Source organism: Bradyrhizobium pachyrhizi (genome assembly GCF_001189245.1).
GTDB lineage: Bacteria > Pseudomonadota > Alphaproteobacteria > Rhizobiales > Xanthobacteraceae > Bradyrhizobium > Bradyrhizobium pachyrhizi.
On sequence record NZ_LFIQ01000115.1, the window covers coordinates 12,194 to 16,247 of the forward strand.

The following is a 4,054-nucleotide window of genomic DNA, read 5'->3' on the forward strand; positions in this document are numbered from 1 at the left end:
AGGAGGCGCGGCGTGGCGCCAGCGGGCTGCTGCCGGCGAGCATGTCCTTGGCCTGCGCGATCTGGTTCGGTGAAGCCTTGCGCAGCAGATCGCGGATCACGGCCCAGTCCGGCACGGGCTCGCTGGTGGGGATCAGGTCCTCGAGATGCGCACCCATCGCGCCTGCGACACGGCGCAGCAGCACGATCGAGACATTGCCTTTGCCGCTTTCGAGCTGGGCGATGTAGCGTTCGGATATGCCGGAAACCTTGGCGAGCACCTTGCGCGACATGCCGCGCAGGGCGCGCATCGTGCGCACGCGCTGGCCGAGCTGCTCGAGGAAGTCGGTTTCCGGGTCGTTGGCTGCGGTCATGATCCCTGTGCGACGCGCGGTCCTGGCTGAATCAGACCGAGGTTCTAGGAAACATAGTGCCGATAAGGATTGACAGCAAGCCAACGTAGTGGCTTTGTATGAATTATAATTCTTAAATTCACAGGAGAGGGAAGCGTGGCACGTCCGGGTCCGAGGAGCGGAGCATGACTTACAACGCGGTCTCCTGGCTGCTCGACCGCAACATCGATGAAGGCCGCGGCGACAAGGTCGTGTTCGACGATACGGTGTCGCAAATCACCTATGGCCAGTTGCAGCAGCAGACCCGCCGCGTCGGCAACATGCTGCGGCGGCTCGGCGTCCGCCGCGAGGAGCGGGTCGCCATGATCATGCTGGACACGGTCGATTTCCCGATCGTGTTCCTCGGCGCGATCCGCGCCGGCGTGGTGCCGGTGCCGCTCAACACGCTGCTGACCGCGGAGCAGTATGCCTACATCCTCGGTGATTGCCGCGCGCGCGTGCTGTTCGTGTCGGAAGCGTTGCTGCCGGTCGTGAAGGACATCATCGCGCGGATGCCCGACCTCGAGCATGTCGTGGTCTCCGGCAAGGACGCGCATGGCCACAAGAAGCTGTCGGACGAGATCGTACGCGAGAGCGATGTGTTCGCCACCGCGCCGACCCATGCCGACGAGCCGGCATTCTGGCTCTATTCGTCGGGTTCGACCGGCATGCCGAAGGGCGTGCGCCATCTGCATTCCAATCTCGCGGCGACCGCGGAGACCTACGCGAAGCAGGTGCTCGGCATCCGCGAGGATGATGTCGGCCTGTCGGCGGCAAAGCTGTTCTTCGCCTACGGGCTCGGCAATGCGCTGACGTTCCCGATGTCGGTCGGCGCCACCACGGTGTTGAACTCCGAGCGGCCGACGCCGGCGGTGATGTTCGCGCTGATGAACAAATATCACCCGAGCATCTTCTTCGGCGTGCCGACCCTGTTCGCGGCGATGCTGAACGACGAGGCGACCAAGGCGCAGTCCGGCGGCAACCGTTTGCGCGTCTGCACCTCGGCCGGCGAGGCACTGCCTGAATCGGTCGGCAATGCGTGGCGCGCACGGTTCGGCGTCGACATCCTCGACGGCGTCGGCTCGACCGAGCTGTTGCACATCTTCCTGTCGAACGGGCCCGGCGACATCAAATACGGCTCGTCCGGCCGTCCGGTGCCCGGCTACAAGGTGCGGCTGGTCAACGAGGCCGGCGCCGACGTCGCGGACGGCGAGGTCGGCGAGCTCCTGGTCGATGCGCCCTCGGCCGGCGAGAGCTACTGGAATCAGCGGGCCAAGAGCCGCGCCACCTTCGAGGGCGCCTGGACCCGCACCGGTGACAAATACACGCGCGATGCCGACGGCCGTTACACCTTCTGCGGCCGCGCCGACGACATGTTCAAGGTCTCCGGCATCTGGGTGTCGCCGTTCGAGGTCGAAAGCGCGCTGATCACCCATCCCGCGGTGCTGGAGGCGGCCGTCGTGCCGGAGGCCGATCCGGAAGGGCTCTTGAAGCCGAAGGCCTACGTGGTGCTGCGGCCCGAGAGCTCGGCCGAAGGTTTGCACGAGGCGCTGAAGGAGCACGTCAAGCAGAAGATCGGCCCGTGGAAATATCCGCGCTGGATCGATGTGGTCGACAATCTGCCGAAGACCGCGACCGGGAAGATCCAGCGCTTCAAATTGCGCGACGGTGCGCAATAGCGTTTTCGCATGTCGTCCCGGCGAAGGCCGGGACCCATACGCCGCGGCCTTTGTTCTAAGAGATGCTGTTCGACGGCTTTTGCGCAACAACTGAAGCCTGTGGTTATGGGTCCCGGCCTTCGCCGGGACGACGATGAAGAAGGTCGAGCATGCAGAACCTAAACCCCACAGGCTTCCTCAGCATCGACGGCGCCGAGCTCGAATACCGCATGATCGGTCCCCCGCCGGACGCGGCGCCGACCATCGTGATGCTGCATGAAGGCCTCGGCTCGGTCGGGCTGTGGGGCGACTTCCCCGAGAAGCTGCAGGCGGCGACCGGCGCCGGCGTGTTCGCGTATTCGCGCGCGGGCTATGGCTCCTCGTCGCCGGCGAAGCTGCCGCGTCCGGTCGACTACATGCATCGCGAGGCGCTCGACGTGCTGCCGAAGCTGCTCGATCGGATCGGCTTCCGCCGCGGCTTGCTGCTCGGTCATTCCGACGGCGCGTCGATTGCCGCGATCTATGCCGGCGCGCACCAGGATCATCGCCTGCGCGGCCTCGCGCTGCTGGCGCCGCACTTCGTCGTCGAGGACATTTCGGTGAAGTCGATCGCCGAGATCAAGACGGCATACGAGACCACCAACCTGAAGGAGAAGCTGGCGCGCTGGCACAAGGACGTCGACAACGCCTTTTATGGCTGGAACGGCGCCTGGCTCGATCCGGCATTCCGCGACTGGGATATCTCCGACTATCTCGCCTATATCCGCGTGCCGGTGCTGATCGTGCAGGGCGCGGCCGACCAGTACGGCACGATGCGGCAGGTCGAGATCGCCCAGGAGGAGTGCTACTGCCCGGTCGATGTCACGGCCATCGATGGTGCCGGCCATTCGCCGCATCGCGAAGCGCCCGCGGTGACGCTCGAGGCGGTCGCCGAATTCGCCAAAGCGGCGCTGCGCGACGACCCGGCGCTGGCGGCCTGACCTTTGGTGCCGGTGCCAGGTCATTGGCCGAGCGAGTGAATTTCCCGAACATGAAACAAAATGCATGTTTTTGCGTTTTGAACTAGACCAGATCGAAAACATGCATTATTGTGCATGAAGACCTCGACGACGAACCTTCGAACGAACAACGGCAAGACAACAGATAAGGGTGGCCCATGGCTGGTGACGATCGCGTCCTTGCAGGCGGGGCGAAGTACATCGACTTCCAGACCGACCCGTCGCGCTACCGGCACTGGAAGCTCGACGTCGCGGGCGACGTCGCGACGCTGACCATGGACGTCGACGAGAACGCCGGCCTGTTCGAGGGCTACCAGCTCAAGCTCAATTCCTACGACCTCGGCGTCGACATCGAGCTTGCGGACGCCGTGCAGCGGCTGCGCTTCGAACATCCAGAGGTCAAGGTCGTGGTGATGCGCTCGGGCAAGAACCGGGTGTTCTGCGCCGGCGCCAACATCCGCATGCTGGCGGGCTCGACCCACGCTCACAAGGTCAACTTCTGCAAGTTCACCAACGAGACCCGCAACGGCCTGGAGGATTCCAGCGAGAATTCCGGCCAGAGCTTCATCACCGTCGTCAACGGCACCGCGGCGGGCGGCGGCTATGAGCTGGCGCTCGCGACCGATCACATCATGATGGCCGACGACGGCGCCGCCGCCGTCGCGCTGCCGGAAGTGCCGCTGCTCGCGGTGCTGCCGGGCACCGGCGGGCTCACGCGCGTCGTCGACAAGCGCAAGGTGCGCCGCGACCATGCCGATTTCTTCTGCACCATCGAGGAAGGCATCAAGGGCAAGCGCGCCGTCTCCTGGCGCCTGGTCGACGAGATCGCGCCGAACTCCAAGCTCGAGGGCAAGCTGGCCGAGCGCGTCAAGGAGTTCGCCGCGAAGTCGAAGCGCAACGGTGCCGGCAAAGGCATCGCGCTGGCGCCGCTGACGCGCACCATCGACGACAGCGCCATCCGCTACGGCTTCGTCAGCGTCGACATCGATCGCGCGGCGCGCATCGCCACCATCTCGATCAAGGCGCCG

3 protein-coding genes and 1 pseudogene are annotated in these 4,054 nt (G+C 65.2%); 3 read left to right on the forward strand and 1 reads right to left on the reverse strand.

The window, feature by feature from the left end:
* Window positions 1–352: pseudogene (locus AKL29_RS45790) on the reverse strand (helix-turn-helix domain-containing protein); the annotation flags it as partial.
* A gap of 164 nt (window positions 353–516) precedes the next feature.
* On the opposite strand from AKL29_RS45790, the gene AKL29_RS30950 reads away from it, so the two are divergent.
* From AKL29_RS30950 to AKL29_RS45795, 3 genes are all read left to right on the forward strand, one after another.
* Window positions 517–2,049 (forward strand): benzoate-CoA ligase family protein, encoded by a 1,533-nt coding sequence (locus AKL29_RS30950; RefSeq protein ID WP_050386780.1) that lies wholly within the window; start codon window positions 517–519, stop codon window positions 2,047–2,049.
* A 149-nt stretch (window positions 2,050–2,198) separates the two neighbouring features.
* Window positions 2,199–3,008 carry an alpha/beta fold hydrolase gene (locus AKL29_RS30955; RefSeq protein WP_050386781.1) on the forward strand — a complete coding sequence of 270 codons (810 nt, stop codon included), beginning with the start codon at window positions 2,199–2,201 and terminating at the stop codon, window positions 3,006–3,008.
* Between the two features lie 176 nt (window positions 3,009–3,184).
* A partial coding sequence (locus tag AKL29_RS45795) for an enoyl-CoA hydratase-related protein (protein ID WP_244482514.1) occupies window positions 3,185–4,054 on the forward strand: 870 nt, incomplete at its 3' end.